Annotated in this window: 29 protein-coding genes; all 29 read right to left on the reverse strand. The window is 44.0% G+C overall.

Translation table 11 applies throughout. The features are described 5' to 3' along the window. Positions 1–241: 241 nt before the first annotated feature. Complete coding sequence (locus DH10bf12_RS17035) at positions 242–547, reverse strand: hypothetical protein (RefSeq protein ID WP_471736407.1); 306 nt, start codon at positions 545–547, stop codon at positions 242–244. Positions 548–609: 62 nt separating this feature from the next. Continuing rightward, on the reverse strand, positions 610–1,206 hold the full coding sequence (locus DH10bf12_RS17040) for a hypothetical protein (RefSeq protein ID WP_471736408.1): 597 nt from the start codon (positions 1,204–1,206) through the stop codon (positions 610–612). Further along, positions 1,206–1,580 (reverse strand): hypothetical protein, encoded by a 375-nt coding sequence (locus DH10bf12_RS17045; protein WP_471736409.1) that lies wholly within the window; start codon positions 1,578–1,580, stop codon positions 1,206–1,208. Before DH10bf12_RS17045 ends, DH10bf12_RS17040 begins: the two co-directional genes overlap by 1 nt. Beyond that, positions 1,577–1,906 carry an HK97-gp10 family putative phage morphogenesis protein gene (locus DH10bf12_RS17050; RefSeq protein WP_471736410.1) on the reverse strand — a complete coding sequence of 110 codons (330 nt, stop codon included), beginning with the start codon at positions 1,904–1,906 and terminating at the stop codon, positions 1,577–1,579. The genes DH10bf12_RS17045 and DH10bf12_RS17050 overlap by 4 nt, the downstream gene beginning before the upstream one ends. After that, positions 1,899–2,210 carry a phage head closure protein gene (locus DH10bf12_RS17055; RefSeq protein WP_471736411.1) on the reverse strand — a complete coding sequence of 104 codons (312 nt, stop codon included), beginning with the start codon at positions 2,208–2,210 and terminating at the stop codon, positions 1,899–1,901. The genes DH10bf12_RS17050 and DH10bf12_RS17055 overlap by 8 nt, the downstream gene beginning before the upstream one ends. After that, positions 2,204–2,518 carry a head-tail connector protein gene (locus DH10bf12_RS17060; RefSeq protein WP_471736412.1) on the reverse strand — a complete coding sequence of 105 codons (315 nt, stop codon included), beginning with the start codon at positions 2,516–2,518 and terminating at the stop codon, positions 2,204–2,206. Before DH10bf12_RS17060 ends, DH10bf12_RS17055 begins: the two co-directional genes overlap by 7 nt. Before the next feature lies 1 nt (position 2,519). Then, positions 2,520–2,780 (reverse strand): hypothetical protein, encoded by a 261-nt coding sequence (locus DH10bf12_RS17065; RefSeq protein WP_471736413.1) that lies wholly within the window; start codon positions 2,778–2,780, stop codon positions 2,520–2,522. Between the two features lie 42 nt (positions 2,781–2,822). Continuing rightward, entirely contained in the window at positions 2,823–3,635 is an 813-nt protein-coding gene (locus DH10bf12_RS17070; protein ID WP_471736414.1) for a N4-gp56 family major capsid protein, read from the reverse strand. Between the two features lie 17 nt (positions 3,636–3,652). Next, entirely contained in the window at positions 3,653–4,273 is a 621-nt protein-coding gene (locus DH10bf12_RS17075; protein WP_471736415.1) for a phage scaffolding protein, read from the reverse strand. 283 nt (positions 4,274–4,556) lie between these two features. Then, positions 4,557–4,712 (reverse strand): hypothetical protein, encoded by a 156-nt coding sequence (locus DH10bf12_RS17080; protein ID WP_471736416.1) that lies wholly within the window; start codon positions 4,710–4,712, stop codon positions 4,557–4,559. After that, positions 4,712–5,134: a hypothetical protein gene (locus DH10bf12_RS17085; RefSeq protein ID WP_471736417.1), complete on the reverse strand. Its 423-nt coding sequence runs from the start codon at positions 5,132–5,134 to the stop codon at positions 4,712–4,714. Before DH10bf12_RS17085 ends, DH10bf12_RS17080 begins: the two co-directional genes overlap by 1 nt. Next, on the reverse strand, positions 5,131–6,036 hold the full coding sequence (locus DH10bf12_RS17090; RefSeq protein ID WP_471736418.1) for a phage minor head protein: 906 nt from the start codon (positions 6,034–6,036) through the stop codon (positions 5,131–5,133). The genes DH10bf12_RS17085 and DH10bf12_RS17090 overlap by 4 nt, the downstream gene beginning before the upstream one ends. Continuing rightward, a complete protein-coding gene (locus DH10bf12_RS17095) occupies positions 6,014–7,420 on the reverse strand; it encodes a phage portal protein (RefSeq protein WP_471736419.1) in 1,407 nt (468 codons plus the stop codon). Before DH10bf12_RS17095 ends, DH10bf12_RS17090 begins: the two co-directional genes overlap by 23 nt. 13 nt (positions 7,421–7,433) lie before the next feature. Continuing rightward, positions 7,434–8,840 (reverse strand): DEAD/DEAH box helicase family protein, encoded by a 1,407-nt coding sequence (locus tag DH10bf12_RS17100; RefSeq protein WP_471738262.1) that lies wholly within the window; start codon positions 8,838–8,840, stop codon positions 7,434–7,436. Further along, positions 8,827–9,330, reverse strand: a complete 504-nt coding sequence (locus DH10bf12_RS17105) for a terminase small subunit (protein ID WP_471736420.1) — start codon at positions 9,328–9,330, stop codon at positions 8,827–8,829. Before DH10bf12_RS17105 ends, DH10bf12_RS17100 begins: the two co-directional genes overlap by 14 nt. 200 nt (positions 9,331–9,530) lie before the next feature. Next, positions 9,531–9,734: a hypothetical protein gene (locus DH10bf12_RS17110; RefSeq protein ID WP_471736421.1), complete on the reverse strand. Its 204-nt coding sequence runs from the start codon at positions 9,732–9,734 to the stop codon at positions 9,531–9,533. A 270-nt stretch (positions 9,735–10,004) separates the two neighbouring features. Then, the gene (locus DH10bf12_RS17115) at positions 10,005–10,433 is read right to left on the reverse strand and encodes a helix-turn-helix transcriptional regulator (RefSeq protein WP_471736422.1); all 429 of its coding nucleotides are present in this window, start codon (positions 10,431–10,433) and stop codon (positions 10,005–10,007) included. Between the two features lie 96 nt (positions 10,434–10,529). After that, complete coding sequence (locus DH10bf12_RS17120; RefSeq protein WP_471736423.1) at positions 10,530–10,688, reverse strand: hypothetical protein; 159 nt, start codon at positions 10,686–10,688, stop codon at positions 10,530–10,532. After that, positions 10,675–10,872 (reverse strand): hypothetical protein, encoded by a 198-nt coding sequence (locus DH10bf12_RS17125; RefSeq protein ID WP_471736424.1) that lies wholly within the window; start codon positions 10,870–10,872, stop codon positions 10,675–10,677. The genes DH10bf12_RS17120 and DH10bf12_RS17125 overlap by 14 nt, the downstream gene beginning before the upstream one ends. Positions 10,873–10,876: 4 nt before the next feature. Beyond that, positions 10,877–11,047, reverse strand: coding sequence for an XtrA/YqaO family protein (locus DH10bf12_RS17130; protein ID WP_471736425.1), 171 nt, complete (start codon positions 11,045–11,047; stop codon positions 10,877–10,879). A gap of 262 nt (positions 11,048–11,309) precedes the next feature. Next, positions 11,310–11,561 carry a hypothetical protein gene (locus DH10bf12_RS17135; protein ID WP_471736426.1) on the reverse strand — a complete coding sequence of 84 codons (252 nt, stop codon included), beginning with the start codon at positions 11,559–11,561 and terminating at the stop codon, positions 11,310–11,312. A gap of 2 nt (positions 11,562–11,563) precedes the next feature. Next, positions 11,564–12,070 (reverse strand): Holliday junction resolvase RecU, encoded by a 507-nt coding sequence (gene recU / locus DH10bf12_RS17140; protein ID WP_471736427.1) that lies wholly within the window; start codon positions 12,068–12,070, stop codon positions 11,564–11,566. A 4-nt stretch (positions 12,071–12,074) separates the two neighbouring features. Then, positions 12,075–12,461: a hypothetical protein gene (locus DH10bf12_RS17145; RefSeq protein WP_471736428.1), complete on the reverse strand. Its 387-nt coding sequence runs from the start codon at positions 12,459–12,461 to the stop codon at positions 12,075–12,077. Next, positions 12,461–12,982 (reverse strand): hypothetical protein, encoded by a 522-nt coding sequence (locus DH10bf12_RS17150; protein WP_471736429.1) that lies wholly within the window; start codon positions 12,980–12,982, stop codon positions 12,461–12,463. The genes DH10bf12_RS17145 and DH10bf12_RS17150 overlap by 1 nt, the downstream gene beginning before the upstream one ends. An 11-nt stretch (positions 12,983–12,993) precedes the next feature. Continuing rightward, positions 12,994–13,116, reverse strand: coding sequence for a hypothetical protein (locus tag DH10bf12_RS17155; protein WP_471736430.1), 123 nt, complete (start codon positions 13,114–13,116; stop codon positions 12,994–12,996). Beyond that, positions 13,116–13,595 (reverse strand): dUTP diphosphatase, encoded by a 480-nt coding sequence (locus DH10bf12_RS17160; protein ID WP_471736431.1) that lies wholly within the window; start codon positions 13,593–13,595, stop codon positions 13,116–13,118. The genes DH10bf12_RS17155 and DH10bf12_RS17160 overlap by 1 nt, the downstream gene beginning before the upstream one ends. Beyond that, positions 13,592–14,170, reverse strand: coding sequence for a hypothetical protein (locus tag DH10bf12_RS17165; protein ID WP_471736432.1), 579 nt, complete (start codon positions 14,168–14,170; stop codon positions 13,592–13,594). Before DH10bf12_RS17165 ends, DH10bf12_RS17160 begins: the two co-directional genes overlap by 4 nt. A 139-nt stretch (positions 14,171–14,309) precedes the next feature. After that, positions 14,310–14,759 carry a single-stranded DNA-binding protein gene (gene ssb / locus DH10bf12_RS17170; protein WP_471736433.1) on the reverse strand — a complete coding sequence of 150 codons (450 nt, stop codon included), beginning with the start codon at positions 14,757–14,759 and terminating at the stop codon, positions 14,310–14,312. Then, a complete protein-coding gene (locus DH10bf12_RS17175; protein ID WP_471736434.1) occupies positions 14,759–15,565 on the reverse strand; it encodes a hypothetical protein in 807 nt (268 codons plus the stop codon). The genes ssb and DH10bf12_RS17175 overlap by 1 nt, the downstream gene beginning before the upstream one ends. Positions 15,566–15,610 lie beyond the last annotated feature (45 nt).

Below are 15,610 nucleotides of genomic sequence, written 5' to 3' on the forward strand. Positions count from 1 at the left end.
TTGATGATTTCCTCTTCAGATCGCTTCATTTGGCTTGATCTGGTGGCGTTAATCTTGAACTGTTCAAAGCTGACGAAATTTTCTTTGGTCATATTCGGATAAACAGCCAGCCACATATCCCACAAGCGTTCATCCTGATACTTTTTATTCGCCTCTATAAAGAGGTTAGAGGCTTGTTCAAACGGTAGGTTTAACACGTAATCGCTGTTTGGATAACGTGTGAGGATAAAGTCTAGTGCGGTTACTTCATCAACTTGGAAACTGAAGTAAAAAAACTTTTTAATTCCGGCATATTCTTAAATTCTTCGATCAGTTCAACCACTTCATCAAATGGCAGGTTCTCGATCTCTTTCTTGCTTACACCTTTCATATCAGCCAGCAGATCCACAACCTCTTTCTCTGCTTCATGGAGGTTCTCCATAATGCCCTGGATCAGTGCGATACCCATCTGGTCCTGCGTCATTGCTTCAACAAACTCCACGCGGATCTTCATCTTGCCAAGAATGCGCGATACCTTAAATGCGTCAGTAAATTTTAGTGTTCTCATGTATGTGAATCCTCCTCAGTTATAAGTAAAAACGACCCCGGTTAAGAGGTCGTTAAGTGTTATTATTCTGCTGCTGCTTCTGTCGGCCAATAGATTGTATAAGGGCTTTCAGCAACGCCTGTTTCGTCCTCATCGTAGTGAGCGCCAAGATTTAGCGCAACAACAGCTTCGTTGTCGTCCTCAGTCGTCAGCGTGAGCCCTTCCATTGACAGGACATTTTCAAGCACAACGATGATCGGCTTCTGGTTGCCCGATAAGCGAGCTACAAGTGCAACGTTCCCTGTATAGTCCTCAATATCAATGCGGCCTTTACCCTTGATCTCGTCATACCCTTCAATGTCTGACGCTGTTTTACTAGCACCAGCAATCGCCATTGTGATGTTATCGGCAGTCAATTCCTTTAGGTTTACTGTCAGGTTTGCATCCTCGCGCACAAGGATTGTTCCGCCTTTTGTGCGGGATTTAACACCATCGACCTCTACCTCTCGCGTCTCCTGCTCAATTACAAGCTCATTACCTCCACTTGTAGCACCAAGCAGATCACCTGTTGCTTCTCCTGTTAACTCATCAAATGTGAGGTTCTTATATACAGCGCCTGCATCCATTAAATAGCGCTCTGATGTCTTGCTCGTGTAGCCTGTTGTTTTAACTGGTGGCATCAATAATCATTCCTTTCTTCTCGTTTAATTAAGTAGCGCAACTCCCTGCGCCTTACATTGTCATCTGGATCTGGAATCATGCCCTGGCTGATCTTCTCGAATTTCATAAAGTTGTGCTCATCGAGATGTACATAGTGTTTCAATTGCTTATCAATGTCTGACCACTTCTGATCAAGGTGAGCAGTGTCACGATCTCCAAGCCTCGACCACAGCGTCACTTCTAATATGAGGTTGTCGCGATACTTCTCAGCATCAGCAGGAGGTAGTTTAAAGACGATATAATCATCAGGGATCAATGTTCCGTCTGCTTCCTCGAAATAGACTTTCCAGCCAGTGTTCAGGCGCTGAAAGATTGTTTTGAATACCTCAATCACATCTTCCACGCTCCTCTGACCAATTCTTGTATGCGTGAGGTGTTGGATTCGACTGCAGGTGTTAGGAATGGTTGAGCAGATGAACGAGAGCTTCCCTTTTCAACCCATTGAGCGTATTCAGCGTTAGTCCCTATAGCAACATTCTTCTCACCCTCATTGACTCGATAAGTAATAGAGTCACGCAGGTTCCCGGTATCAACAGGCGTTCTCACCTTCGCCTCTGATTCCACGAATGCACCAATAGCTGTTAGCGCTGCCTTCTCGCTCGCCTTCAGCTTCACGTCTACTTCCTTACGATAAGACTTATAGCCGCCTTTCTTAGCCATCCTCACTCACCTCTTTCTCCCACAGCAGATTAACCTCGAGCTGCCTGTCAAGATTCATCGGATTGTCAACATACGTGACCCGGTACTGATCGCCATTATCCAGCACCCGGTCACCCCTCTTGATGTCCACAATCTCAAATAAAATGAGGATGTGACTGGATGTCCGGGAGAGCGCATCTTGAGCGATCACTTCATTCCCGGACAACATATCAATCACACCCTCAACATCTAAATGATCGGCCCATGTCTGTGTACTGCCACCATATCCGTTATCAGTGGACGTAAAGCGCTGTACCTTCACCATTTGAGCGACCTCTTTAAGCCGAGCAATACATCAGCAGGGTATTCTTGCGCAAACCCTTCTGAGTGCCTTGAGAGACCTTCTGAGGTGTACCCTGCTTTCCGGTTGATATCAAACTCAACCATCTTCACGATGTTGCGACGATAAGATAAAGGGAGTCCGTTAATATAAGCGTTGTTGCAATACTCACGGATGAAATACTCAGCCTCTGTGATCTTATCTTCAATGACAGCATCGTCGGGTATTTTGCCCGGCTCCACATTCATGTTCCGTTTTGCATATTCCACATCTACAATCGGCGCGTATGGCATATCACTCACCGCCTAACAGTTTGACTAATTCGCCCTTATCCATTGTTGAGTAGCCTGTATGACCTTTATCTTTGGCCTGTGCTTTCAACTCAGGCACAGTGTAATCACTCAGCGATTTCTCTTGATTCTCTTGTCCTTCGGTCTGCCTGGTGTCGGCTGCCCCTTGAGTTTGCGGTTGCGCTTCAACCTCATGTCCTTCGTACCGCCCGGCTTGACTCTTCCTTTTGTCGCCATTGCGATGCCTCCTCAGTAACATATTCATTCCTCCTCATAATAAAAAAGAGAGAGCGTTATGCTCCCTCATTTAAGGTGTTTCAGTAACAGTAATTTTGATTGCTTTCGACTCATCATACAGGTGTACACCGTAATGCTGATCAGCAGTCATCACTGTAGTTTTAGTTGTGATATCACGATCAGTTTCTACCTCAACATCACGCTTTAGGTACATACCAAGAGCACCCGGCTTAACAAGGTATGCAGTGCCTTCTGTAATCTTACGAGATCGAATAACCTGTGCGCCCAGAACCTCACCGAATGCGCCAGATACAATCAGGTTGTCTCCAAGCTCTGAAGCACGTGCCCAGTTGTCAGCAACAGCTACACGTAGCTTACCCGCATCTTGAGGATGCATCAGAAGTACAGCGCCTTCCTGATCCTCATCGTTAAAGATCGCCATAGCAGCATCAATTGTAGCAAGATCCCAAGCTGTTCCGTCAGTGTACGCAAGTGTTGTAGAATCAAGCGCCTCAAGAGCGTCGCTGTCTGCTTTAGCTGCAATTGAAAGACGTAGTTGGCGTGCAGCCTCACCGATCGGGTCACCATATCCAGATAACACTGACTCATCTGTCAGTTCTACCCCTTTTGCTACCTTTTTGATGGTAAATTCATCAGTAGCAGTCTGAAGCAGCTCAAGATCGATCGGTGCTCCCTCAGCCACCGTTTTTGCATCACCAATATATTGGAATCTAGGTACTGTCACCGTAGATCCAGGACGCCCCACGAGTGTGCGGTCTACATTAGCAAGAGGCGCGAATCGAATTGCATCCTCAAGTCCTGCAGAAATCATCTGTGCCATTACCTCTGGATCCACCATGTGTTGTAGTTGTGTTTGTGCCATTGTTCATCATTCTCCTTTTATTCTGATTTAGTAAGTGCTTCGTATTGCTGCGGGTGTTCTGTCTTGAATTGCACCAGCTCTTTATAGGACATCGTTTTCAGCTTGTCCTTGCTCACCCCTGCTGGCGGTGTCTTGCTCGGATTCGGGTCACGCCCACCCAGTTTAGGTGGCTCCGGATCCTTTTCCGCGGCAAATAAATAAGCGTCACTCTCTTTGAGCGCGCTTAGTTGGTCATCAAGTCCGAGCAGCTTCTCGCCATCCAGTTTGATGTTCTCGCTATTCAGTAGTGCTTTTACTGCTTTAGGATTGCGTACCTGCGCTGATCTTAAAGCGTCTGTTAATGCTGCATCAAAAGCCTGCTGTTGCAACTTACCCTGATACTCTTTTTCAGTCTCAGCATTTGCCTGCTTCAGCTTCTCGATCTCAGCCTCAAGTTCTTCGCTGCCCTTTGCCTTTTTGCCGAGTTCCTCAAGCTGAGCGTCACGGTCTTTCATCTGCTGCTGCAGTTCTTTGATCTCATCGATCTTGTCATTCAGGCGTGAGCGTGGAACTTTCTCTTTATCAGCTTCATCAATTGCTTTTAACACTTCATCAACGGTTGTTTCACCTTTAGATAATTGTTCTAGTAGTTCTTTCATTGTTTTTCCTCCTATATACGTTTATTACGGACAACGCTCCGATATAGTGTTTACTGCCTTTTAACGACATGCGGATCAGGTCGAGTGCTATTTAAGCCATAGTTGGCAGATAGAGTAGACCACCTTACCTTTCTCGAATTTGACTTAACGAGTAGTGCAAGTGATCACCTCCTTGATAATTTGCGAATAAATTGACCAAATCTATAAAATTTTGAATGCTCAAAGCTACCTGTTGGACTATGGATATTTAATAATCCGAGTAAAAATCTCACATCATCCACCCCTATCCGATCTTATCCAGTAAAAACTCCATCTGTTTCAGCATCTCCTGTCGGGCATCATCTGGAATCTGCGGATCATCTAGCTTTTCGAGTATCAGGTTCAGTTTGCCGATGAAGGTCAGCGCGTCTTTGAATGCGAATTCTAGTGATTGGCTCATTACTCAACACCATCAATCTCGACAACGCGCTCTTTTTCCCCTCTGCTTACTGCGAGCAATCCATCAGTGATCATGTTGATTGCGTTTTCTTCATACCGACTGTAAAAGCTCTCAAAGTCTGCTGTATCAATATATTTGTCTGTGATAGGAGCAAAGTGAAGGTGTAACAATTCATGAACTAAAATAAACTCATGATCAAAAGTGTGAACACCATCATCTCTCGATTCTCCTGTATCAGATATTTCGATTTTTGCCTCTTTGGTGAATAAAGACCAGTTACACTCCCCGCCTAAAGAGTCGCTGGACAGTTTGTGATCTGGAACTAATTCAAGTTTCACTTTCCAGTCTCCGAGCCTTAGCTTCTCCTGCCAGTATTTAAGTTTCTGTTGTATTTCTTTATCATTTAAGATGATTGCGCTCATCCCCTCGACTCCTTCCACTTATCGAATGTCGTGTAATCAACAATACCTTCATCACGTATGCGGCGTTGTTGCGGCTCAAATCCTTCGATGATGGTTAGCAGGGTGCATCTGCAGTTGATATCATCTTCCGGGCTGTTCATCTGCCCTGGGCCCTGCCCGGTTGCGCCTGTATCGCTCACAAAATCCTCATCAAGCTCAACCGTCACACCGTCAAGCGATTGGTGCGAGTCTCTTGTTGTGCCGTCAATCGTTGCCAGCCATTGTTTCTTCATCTTCACGCCAGCTTCTGCAGCTTCATTCATCGTGTCGATCTGAGCCTGACCACGAACGCGCTTTGTTTCTGTGCGAGTAATCGTGATTGCCTTGCTTGCTCCTATCTCCATACGCTTTCTGAGATCCCTTGCAGTCGCTTGAAATGATTTGCCCTGAATCAATCCCTGTGCAATCTCATCCTTCACCTGACGAATGAGCAGTGCCTGATTGTCTCGGTTGCGCTGAATGAAGCCTATGCGGTCATATGGATTCTTGACAGCCTCTTCAACCGCCTTAGCATCCATGCCAGCAAAACGAATCGTTGATTGCACCTTGCCATCTGTCTCAATGCCAAACATGGTCCATTCTCTAGCCTGCGTATATGTGCCTTTCACGCCTTTATTCAGAGTCTTAGCTGTTAACCCTGTCAGCGCTTTGATCTCATCTGATATCTGCGCCTCAAGCTTTGTCAGGCGGTTACGCTTCTGTGCTTCGGCAAAAGATCCGTTTGATTTCTCGTATAACTCAGCGAGATCCCCTCTGATCTTCTTGAGAGAGGCGTTATAGCTGCGTAAGAGGTCTTTCTCTACTGATGAGACATAACGATCAACCGCCTTTTCGCCTTGTTTAAATTTCTTCATCTTCCTCATCCTCTAATGAGACAGTTGGTGTAGCCTGCGCTTCTGCTTCCATACGCATCTGTTCTTGTGATACGTCTTGGACCCACGGATGATTTGTGATGACCGTTTCACGACTGATCACACCGAGCGAATTCTGCGCAATCGTAGCCGTCTCAAGATCATTCCTGATGCGGCGCTTCTTAAACACATAATCCACACTCTTATAGTCGTAATCACCCTCACCCTTCATGCTCAGGTACTCGCACAGGAACCAGATCAGATCCTGCAATGCCGGGCGCCACTTTCTTTCCAGCGCTGATGCTTTCAGATCAAGCAGACTGTATAGAAACTCAAGCGCCACGCCTGAAGGTGACTGACCGAACTTGTCTGTGCTGACATCTACACCCTGCCCCTGCGTGAACAGAGACTCTCTAAGGTTCTTCATGTGCATGTCGATGCTATTCATCGGAATCTCAGCTGAAAGCGTCTCAACACCACCTGAACCCTCTACATTGATTGCCTTGTATTGCTTGAGGTTGTTCATGAACTCGCCCAGGTCCTGACCCTCATAATCTTTCAGCACGAATATAAGCTCCTGGATCTCATCAAAGTTATTCTGATTGTCAGATACTCTGCGGTCCCATGCGTCAATGATCGCTTTGTAGTATGTGAGGTCATTCAAGCCTCTGCTGTTGTTCAGGAACTGAATGAATGGAACCTTACCCCATCCGTAATCAAACCGTTCATCCTTTGTGTATAAAGAAAAATGCCCGATTGGATTATCTTCCACTAATCCATCGAGCGCATATTCACCATTAAAGGCGCGGTAGTATGTGACATCTTTATCCGTGTGATACTCAGCAACCATTGTGTCACCGTCTGGATAGTAGCGTATAAATGCGTGTAGCTCTTTCTCCTGGTCATCCTTCCAGATCGGGATTGATTGCTCTGCAGGGATGATCATGAAGTCGAATTCACCTTGCTCATTGATGTAAGGGTGCAGCCACTCTTTCCCTTTGTTTGATACAGCGACACCAATATCAATTGCAGCATCATCCCACTGTTCACCTAAATAAGTATTGATATGCTCAGTCAGGTCCTCATCATCTGCCACAAAGTTAATCGGATTGCCAAGCAGATAGTTCACCTTCTGATCAACCAGCAGCTTGTGCCATGCGTGAGGGATCTTGTTGTTCGGCTTGTCGAGATCCTCGACCTTCTGACCGTTCAGATATTTATACTGGATGCGTCGCTTGATGTCGTTATCATTGTTGTAATAGCGCTCACCCTCGTCCATCTGCGTGATGTCGTGATGCTCGATCAGTTTTTTAATCAGCTGCGACACATTGAGCTGTGCATCTTCTATGATCTTTTGATTGATCTCTTCTGTGTGGGTTGGTGTTAGTGGATACATGGATTCAACTCCTTTACTTTAGAATAGAAACGCCACTCTTCGGTCTGTAAAACGCCAAAACGACCGCATCCGCCCTATCTGGGGATTGCAGTCCGCGTTTCTTCATCTCTTCTTTTCGCTCAAGTGCGATCTTGCCCTTGCTCGTCATTCTGTATTTACGTGTAGTCAACTGAGATATGAGTTTATCATCGTTCGGCAGGTCAATCGTAGGCTGCTCACCCTGCAGATGCTTTGACATACTTTCATCGAGTGCATCGCGTAACACGCCCCATTGTTCAGTCCCGACATTCTCATAATGCTCATAATCATCAGCTTTACCGTTATTGATCACTGGATAGATACGATATGGAAGCTTCTGCTCTCTGACAGCCTCCTTGAGTTGGTCAGTAACACCGCCACCGACACCACTATCATCCACTTTGATATATATCTGCTTAATATGCTTATTAGCTCGCATGATCTCTCTTGCTTGCTTCAACACATGTCCAGTCGTTGCGGTTGTGTCCTGTTTGCGATAGAAGGTTAACGGAAGCACCTTATCACCAATGCGTGGCGCAATAATTGTTTCATCATCCCCGAACCTGGCAACATCGACACCGAGATCTGCAATCGTTGCGTCTTTATCAATCTTGAGGTTCGCATCTTTCGCAATGTCCACGATCTCAAGAGGGATGAAGGTATCTGACTCAGCTCTCGGAAAGTCTCCGAATATCCTCACTCTAGCAACGTCACTGTCATGGCCGTATTTTTTCAGCAGCATGTCAATGTTCTTCTTACTGGTTCTCGTGCTGTCCATACTTGAGACTTTATGCGTGCGGTAATACTCACGATCTTTATTGTGAGAGTCATAGAACGTGCCTGATGTTCTCGTAGGGTTACCACACATCAATAGCTTATTGTGAGGACCTGACAATGTACCGAGAATAGCCTCCATGATGTCATCAGCCAAACCAGATGCCTCATCTACAATGAACAGCATGTAATCCTCGTGAAACCCCTGCATGTTCTCAGGCTTGGTTGCTGTCCTTGCAGTAGCGAACCAGCGTTCCTCGTGCTTTCTCATATATATCTTTGTCTTTGTCCACTTCAGCACTCGCTTGAGTAATGGACTTTTACTCTGCCACTTGCTAATCTCGGCCCATAATACATCATGCAGTTGTTGCCTTGTCGGTGCAGTTGCAATTACTTTCGGATAAGGGAAGCATGACAGATACCATAATGTCACGACTGCCTCTAATCCAGTCTTACCTACACCCTGTCCTGATCTGACACTGACATGTGTGTGATCAACTAAATCCTCTAACACTGCCAGTTGCCATGTATCAGGTTCAAAATCCATCACTTCTCTGGCGAATGTCCACGGTTCTTTGCGATAAGTTGGGATCTTCTTTTTGAATGCTTCAAGTTTACTCATCGTCAGTCACCGCGCTTATCCAGTCATCTATAATGTCATCTTCACCTTCACTGGAATCACGTTCGATTCGCGCTGTCTCTGCGTGAGTTTTAGATACCTGAGCTTCAAGCAATCGTTCTTTTAACTCATCAGTACGATTCATAGGATAGCGCTTCAGGATCTCTTTAGCAGCATCTTTACGCTGATTGATATCTGGTGGTTTCTCTATAATTTCATATCCCCATCCACCACTAACAACCACTGAATCACCTAATTCACCTCTGGCTATCTTCGTGAGCAATTCGAGCGCTTCATCTGCTTTCATCACACGCTTCTCATCCATTTCAGCAAGACGAGTGTCAATGTATGCCTTTATGGCAGGTTTAAGCAGGTTTTCTTGCCCGATAACCCTAGCGGTCTTCTTGCTATATCCTGCCTCAATAGCAGCCTTTGTACCATTCCCCAGCTCTATATATTTATCAGCAAAGCGTTTCTGCTTCTCTGTCAATTTAGTCATCACATCACGCCCTCATCTCCCATCATGGATTTATGTACTACTTCAACTTCCCTGTAAAACACCTGCTATAAGGACACACGCCTCTGATCCCCTGCTTTAATCATCCAGATACAAGTCTTGCAGCTGGCTTCATATTGCTTGTCTGTGATTTTCATATCGCACCTCATTTGTGCATAATAAAAAGCATCCCTAAGGATGCTTTAGTCTTTCTCTATATACCATTCGTGTCTAATTACTGATATTTTGCTAATATTATAGGATTTAGCCATACTACCTAACATGAAATTACGATCCAGTATTACACCATCGGATTTATACAGTGACATGATCGTTTTATCATGCTCCACCCAAGCTCTAAAAGCTGTGTAGAAATCCACCGGACCTTCCCAATTGTATTCTTCCACGACATCACCGCCTTGATATTATTATACAAGAAATCTAGTGGTGAATGTTTATAAAAGAGCCAAGACGCATCCCGGCTCTTTGGACTGAGCAACGAAGTGACCAGCCGATCATATTAGCTATGGCTTACCAACCAAAGTATTCATAGCATCTCCCCTTAACAGTTGTTATACATACAGTAGCTAAGGGATTTATACCGGGAAGTGACTTGTCGCTTTCGCTCCATTAAATTCGACTCCCCGTCCTGCCTTCCATTTTACAGGTGCGGAATATCAGTTAGCGACCTTCTGGGAATTGTGGGATTCATGGGCATTATGTAGCGCTTTAACGATACGCCTTTTGCACCCTCTGACCTCATCCACGCTCATATTAAGTCTGACCGATATTTCAGTGTAGCTCTGACCCTGCAGCATATAGGCAAGCACCGATCTGTCCTTATCGTTGTGAATATGATCAATCCTATTTTGAATAAACAGCACCTTCTGCCTGATCTTGTCATAGTGCTTCTGCTCTTTCTCCATGCGGATCACTTCGTTATAGATCGGATCTGAATGATTTCCCTGACCTTTAGGCATTGCTGATTCAATACCGCCTTGAGCAACCATTCCGAGACTGGACAGCAGCTGCTTGCGCTCATCTACTAATAAAGCAACCATCCAATGGTAATCATGAATCAATTTGCTAATCTGCTCTTTATTCATCAACAATTCCCCCTTAAAATGAGAAAAGGAGCCAAAAGCAAAGAGCGCCTCTCTCACAAGGTCTTTGCTTCAAGCTCCTCTGGTTTTCCAGTAGGATTATTTAATTCTGTAACGTTCCTTTAAGTCATTTACATCTTCAGTGACTTCATCAAGCAATCGTTTCTCAGTTGCTATGTCTTTAGGTTCAGCATCCGGTCTTTCGATATAATGCCGTAAAGCATGTTTGATAATCTGGAGCTTTTTATATTCCTTCATGATTTAACCTGCCATTGCTATTTTTATAAGGAACTAAAACCGCTGATATATCTTCAGCTCTGATAAAACTTTCTCCGATCCCTACGAAATCCGAACCTGCCAGAATAGAATCTCTGATTTCTTTTACAGACTTATCGTTCAAAACGTTGATTTCATAACCACATTTAAGAATAATCCGCACCACGCTTTCACCGCCCCTTAAACTTAATACTCACATTACTCTCAATCCTGTCCACCTTACCCTGATGCGTGATGATCGTGGTCTTGCTGTGCGGCTCAAGCGTATGTATCTCACGCCTGCCATCACTGCACACAATCACGTAAGGAATCCCCTTTTCCACAAGCTCTTTTTCAGTCATGATGACACCTCTCAGATCTCGATTATCTCAATACGCCACGCCTCTAATCCGTCATACTTCATTGCGTTATAAATTCGCTGCCAGTGGCTGTTGAGATTGATCAATGATTCTATCTCTTTTGCTTTTAATCTATCGTTCTCAAAGAATATGACGTTTGAGTCACCTCTGTTGCAGTACCACCCTGATCCTGGTCGTGGAGTTGGAGTTGTATCTTCATGTTCGCCAGCATAGTATGAGTCGTTCACTTTGATTAAGAATGATTTCATAGACTCTTATCATTCCATTCGCTTACTGGACACTCCAAGCTATCACGAACAGTCGAACGCACTTCTTTCCTGAAACGATTTACAAGCTCGTTAGTTTCGTAATCATTCAAATGTGTTAAATGACCTGACTTCAATTCTTTAGCCAGAACAGTGCCGATTGCATCCATTGCAGATTGAATCACAATTCCTTCTATGTCCGGTCTTACTCTCCCGATGTTCGGAATGATTAATGTTGATGTCTTTATCATGTTCACACCACCTTCAATAACCTGATATAATCCAACAGCACCCCATTACTACTCTTCACCTGATCACAATGAATCGGGAACCACTCATACTTAATCGACTTCGCACCGCCTGCCTGTGCCTTCTGCCACGCTTCCAGTAGATCATCAAACTGCAGCAGATACGTTTCCCTGTGCTTCTCAAAATGAACCAATATGAAGCTGATGCCACCCTGATCCTTCCACTTCTTCAGGAAGTCAATCTGATGCTGCTCAATATTGTTGAGTGGGAACCTGGTTGTTTGCTTCGTGCTTTTAGCATCAAATGCTATGCCTCTGCCATGTGACAGCCCAACGAAATCAACTGTGCTTCTGCTCTTGAAGAATGCCCCGGTGATCTGTTTGCCTTTTCTCATCACTGTAACCTCTGTCGGGATCTTATCGACCAGCGCAATGCCTTTCTGCTTGTACACTTGATTAGAGCGCTCAACCATCTGCTCGAATGCTTTTCCGAGATTGGCGTTTTTCTTCATTGAATCACCCTCCCACGTAAAACTGAACAGCTTTTCTCAGCCTCTTGACTTCCTCTTTCAGCTTGCTCATTTCCTTCAACTCATCAGCCTGCTTATTTGACCGGTATCGCTCGTTCTGAAGCGCGACATCTGTATTGATAGCTAGATTATTCAGTCTGTCGTTATCAGCCTGTAATTCAAGCACACGCGCTGCCAGATACTCTTCACGCTTTTTCAATTCGTCGTATTTCGTTTTGGTGACCATTAGAGGCTGATTCTCGAAACGTTCTTTTAATTCATCGCGCTCTTTTATTGCCTGCATAACAAATTCGGTGTTATGATCTATCGGATCAGGAACAATAATCCCTTTTTTAGGTATTTTATCTACCCAATTATCAATAGCTTCTACCATCATGAAACCCTCCCCGGATATAATGCTTGCATGGCGTTTCTCTCAGCTTCTCTCGCTTGTTCTTTTGTCTCGTAATAACCTATATCTATTTGTCTCTTTCCGATCGTTACACTCGCTTTAAAACGCTTCTCCTGCACATCTTGTTTAGCACCACTTTTCTCCACTCTGCGAATAGATGTGTAACGCATCCAGTTTTCCTTGCCGGTGACGCGGTTTTTAGTCCAGGCGTAGTACTCACCGATCTCACCCTTTTTGATCCTGTCAAAATCGACCTCGTATTTACCGATGATCACCTTTCCAGACCGATCAGTGATAAGCTCTCTATTCCTATTGCGATTAGCACGCTTTTCAGGATCTTTAAGCTCTCTTTGGCGTAATGCATTTAGATACTTGTCAAGTTGCTGTAAGGTAATGTCAAAATCATCTGCAATGCTGCTGCGTTTCTTGCCTTGATCTCTTAAACTCTCGTATGTCTCTAAGTCAAAAGGAACCTCCACTCTTTCTGCTCTTTTAACTGGCATGTTCTCCCCTCCTATTTTTTCGTATCTACATGATCCAGCACATACCTTCTGCCTGACACCTGTATCACGGTAGGCACTTCATTTTTAACCTTTGCGACTGTGACGACTGGACGGTATTTATGACCCTTTATCATCAGTAAGCGTTCTCCTGTCTAGCGTGATTCAACTGATTTTTAGCATAATAAGCATGTTCAATCTCTTCTTCTGTGAATCCCATCAACTCGCCTAATTGCAAAAATCTACTGAATGCCAGGTGATATTGATATTCCTGACCGTGATTGATCGTTGTCACTGTTTCATATACATCCAGCAAACATTCAAGTGTTGTTTTATGTTTAAACAAATTGATTCTCTCGAGTTTAAGTTCCATCTCATTCCCTAAACTCAAGAAGAAGTGAATACCATCCACGAACTCTTCAAGCGTTTTCTGTCTGTTCATTTGCTTATGGGTCCAAAACTTGAAGCCTCTCCATTCGTTTGCCATTTCCCCGATCTCAACCAGCAGCGCAATTTTCTTTTTCAGTAGCCTGTCCTCGCCTAATTGCCTCGGATGCTCCTGTTCAATATGTTCGTCTAGTTGACGTTGTGCATTGTACATGTTTAATAGATTCACGCTTCGAGCACCCCTCTAGCATTATCTTCAGCCGCCTTGGCTTCCTTTTCTGTATCGAATCGCCCGATCTCAATCTTTCTGCGCCCGACGTATGTATAAGCCGGGTAGTTGCCTTTCAGTGGATTCTTGTATACTTTCGGCTGCTCTTTCAACTCTTCTTTATATAGCTCCAGCAAAACTTTTCTTAGTGCGTCGTTCTCCATCTGCAGCGCTTCATTTTTACGTCTCTCACGCTCAATGTCTGTCCAGAGCTTATCTGCCTCATGAATGGCAGCTTCTTCAATTCTGAGTGCTTCTTTAAACAAGCTGATGATGTCATGTTGATGAATCTCAAGTTTCTGCGTAAGCTCCGACTTCTTCACATCTGATCGAGTTTTGACCATCTTTACCCGGTACATCACGCACTGATCATTCTCTTCAAACTTAAAACGCTTCTTCTGGGCCGAACTAAAACGCTTTGGCGCTGAAAACTCTCTGACGATCTCACCCTGTTGTTCAAACCCTCTGTCTTTTAGATCCTGGACTGCCTGCAAAAGCTCTTCTTCTCTCATTCTTGAGATAACTGTTGTTAGCATCGATCTTCCTCCTGACATCGTTTATTCCACTCTCTTTCAAGCTGTTCATCTGTCAAACTCTCGATATATTCAATGCTCCATGTCGTGACTAAGTTTAGTAGGCCGATGAGTTGTTCTCTGTCTTGGTTCACGTGTCACCTCAGAATGGGAGATCATCATCTGAGATATCAATCGGCTGGCCGTCATTCGAGAACGGATCTTTTGATACATCAGGTTGCTTATTCTCCTGCGGTTTATGTTCTCTCTGCTGCTCCTGTTGCTGATTGCTACCCTTAGGCTCAAGAAATTGAATGTTATCCGCTGAAACTTCAGTTACAAACACTCTTTTGCCTTCGCTATTCTCGTAATTCCTTGTGTTGATCCTGCCAGTTATACCAATCAATGAACCTTTCTTAGTGAAATTGGCAGCATTCTCAGCGCTACGCCCCCATATATTTAAGCTAATAAAGTCAGCCTCTTGATCACCTGATTGGCTTTTGAATGGCCTGTTCACTGCAATCCTGCCTGAAGCTACAGCCTTGCCCGCCTGGGTGTACCTCAAATCCAAATCTGCTACCAATCTTCCAACCAAAACCACCTGATTAATCATCATTGCACCTCTGTTTTCTGTTTTTTGTTACTCTTTGCCTTTGCGCTTAACACTGGATCTACTGGTCTGAATAAATCAGTCCCTCGATCACCTGATTTGTATCTATGAGTTAAAGCTCCGTAACTTATACCAGTTTTTCTTGACCATTCTTTCAGACATAATGTTTCAGATTCATAATTCACCATTATTTTTTCTTTTTTTGATTTTGAAACTAGATCTTTGCCTTTTACGCCTTGTTTATGCCTGTAATAAATAGCAGCATAGGGTATGCCATACTTCTTTGCTTGTTGAGCTAATGTTAATATTTTTCCTTCTATTTCAACGAAAACATTATTGATTGTATTATTGGCTTGAACGAAATTATCGACCCATCTGCAATTATCTGGAGAATAGCCTTTGTTATTATTAACCCTGTCAATAGAAAGCTCATCATTGTATCCATTGTTCATAGACCATTCGTAAAAATTGTCGAAGTTGTCCCACACAGAATCAACTTTTATACCCCTAAATCCATATCTCCGGTAAGATCCATTGTTTTTGTTGTTGCATCTATCCCTCATACTCAACCAAATTCGATATAACCTCTTGTGTTTGTAAGTGTTAGCAGTCTTTAATTCTGAAACTATTTGTTTTCTTAAACAGCCACAACTTTTACTTTTACCACTTGATAACGAATCTCTTAAAATCCACTTTTGTTCTCCACACTCACATTCACAAAGCCAATAAGATTTTTTATTTTCTCTTTTGTATTCAATAGCCAAAAGTCTGCCGAACCTTGTCCCTGTGTAATCAATAAAACTCCCCATTATTTATTACACCCCTCAAAAATAATATAATCAGCACCCTCAACC

This window comes from Jeotgalibacillus sp. 10bf12 (genome assembly GCF_055597105.1).